Annotated in this window: 1 protein-coding gene; it reads left to right on the top strand. The window is 38.3% G+C overall.

Features of this window, described 5'->3' with window-relative positions; all coding sequences use genetic code 11:
- Positions 1 to 446: 446 nt before the first annotated feature.
- Entirely contained in the window at positions 447 to 1,214 is a 768-nt protein-coding gene (locus BM210_RS34130) for a nucleotidyltransferase family protein (protein ID WP_091177107.1), read from the top strand.
- The last annotated feature ends 798 nt before the right edge of the window (positions 1,215 to 2,012 follow it).

The following is a 2,012-nucleotide window of genomic DNA, read 5'->3' as shown; positions in this document are numbered from 1 at the left end:
GATGAGTGGGGGACATTTAAATATGAAGTAATTTTGTTTGTAATTCGAAGTTGAGTGGCACTGCGTATAACACGTGTTCACGCTTCGGGCCTCATTCAGCATGGTTCATTAAACTAACGGATACGTTAGCGTAATAAAAGGACTACATACAAACTAGAAGATAGAAGAGGGATTGAAGATTAAGAGAGAAATTGAGTCCTAAGAGCGATAGAAGACGAAAGACAGTTTGAAGGTAACTCAATGAAGGCGAGACCGTCCGATAACACCATATTCACGCTTCGGGCTGACGCCCTCGGTCCGGCAGAGTGATTTCGGGGAAGCGTGGCAGCCGGACAACCCTGCGAGGCTAAGTCTGACGACCCGTTCCCTACGGTCACTTAAGCCTCTCGGGCTCGTGAATACCAGAACGTTAGCCGAAAGAAGTTCTTAATTTAGGAGGAGTCTATATGATATTAGAAAAAGTTATAAATAGAATTGTAATACAAAGTGAATATAAGGATTTTGTTGATAAGTATAAAGATAATATACTTACTGAATTTAAAGGTAAGATTCATAGCATTTATATGTGTGGCTCGATTCCAAAAGGAACTGCTATACCTTTTAAGTCAGATGCAGACTTTACTATTGTATGTGTAAATCCCAAAGATATTGATTACGAAAGATTGACAAATATTAAAGATAGGCTTTTGGAAGAATATCCAGTAGTAACTAAGATTGATACGATAATTTGCTCGATTGACGATGTATTAAGTAAACCAAATGAGTGGGGTTTTTGGGTTAAGATAATTTGTGTTTGCGTATATGGTCAAGACGCTGGTGAAAAAGTACCACCCATAATTATTTCTCCAGAGTTCATTTTAGCCTTAAATACAGAGACCAAGGAGGAAGTAGGTCGTATACATAGTTTACTTTCTAATGCTAGTGATAACACAATGAAAACTAGATATATTAAAGGTTACTCTAAGAGATTAATTCGTGCATTATACTCTTTGGTTTTAGAAGATACAGGTGTATGGCAAGATGACATTATTAAGATGAAGAATGCCATATTAAACTATTGTGAGATTGACTCCGCTTTAGTTGATTATCTGTATGCTTGTTACTTAGATAGTAATGTACTTGTTGAAGAGTTTCTGGGAATTGCAGATGAAGTATTTAGCTATTTTGAGAACGCCTTAAATGCAATGGCTGCTTCCAGAACTTCCTTCGGCTAACACCATATTGACGCTCCGGGTCACTCTGAGAAGCGAGTGACCACATCCAGCCCCTAAGTCCGTCGGGACATCAAAAAAATAATTGTAAGAAGACAAAAACATATATCGATGCGAATCCACGATTAGAGCGGATTTTTTATTTTGATAACCTGTACGCCACAAATTGTAGCTTTTGACATCGGAGGGGCTCTTGGCTATGAAAGCGTTCGACAATCCGAGCGATCAATATGAAAGATTACGACAGGATGTTGATCGGTATGTAAGAAGATTTATTACTTTGAAACAAATTATTTGGCCATCGAGCACGAAGCGGCACCAAGCCCTTTTGTATTAAGGCAAAGGTGCCGCATTTCATTTTTCATTTAATGAGATTGAGGAGTTTCAGAGGAGCGTTCATTTTCTTGTCTTTTATAGATATAAATTCTTGTCGTCTGTAAGTAATCAGTCACAGGCTGTCGGAAGTCAATATCATTGTTACATTAAATGTCGCTTAAATTGCGGCTTTTTTTAGTTATGTAATAAGGTTCTTGTCATCGGTCGATGTCAAGAACCTTATTACATTTCCGATAAATGACAAGAACTTTATTACATTCCCGATGGAATGACATAATTAATATTATGTAAACTTATGTTGTCGGTAATCTCTCAGCTCCCTCAGAGAAGATAGTGTGGAGTGGAATGCCGTGACAACAGCTCCACTTTTTTTCATTGAACCTTCCTGTAGGGCTTAAGAAATGACCTTTGCCAAAAAAGAAGCACCTCGGTATGATGGGGTTGTCCACGGGTTCGAAACCCAAT

The sequence above is a fragment of the Paenibacillus sp. 1_12 genome (genome assembly GCF_900114475.1).
In the GTDB taxonomy this organism is placed as follows: domain Bacteria; phylum Bacillota; class Bacilli; order Paenibacillales; family NBRC-103111; genus Paenibacillus_S.
Note: the sequence above shows the minus strand (reverse complement) of the source record. Positions and strands in the feature narration are given on the sequence as shown.

Excerpts from the sequence above, each read along its gene's own strand:
- BM210_RS34130 (WP_091177107.1), top strand. The coding sequence starts at position 447 with ATGATATTAGAAAAAGTTATAAATAGAATTGTAATACAAAGTGAATAT.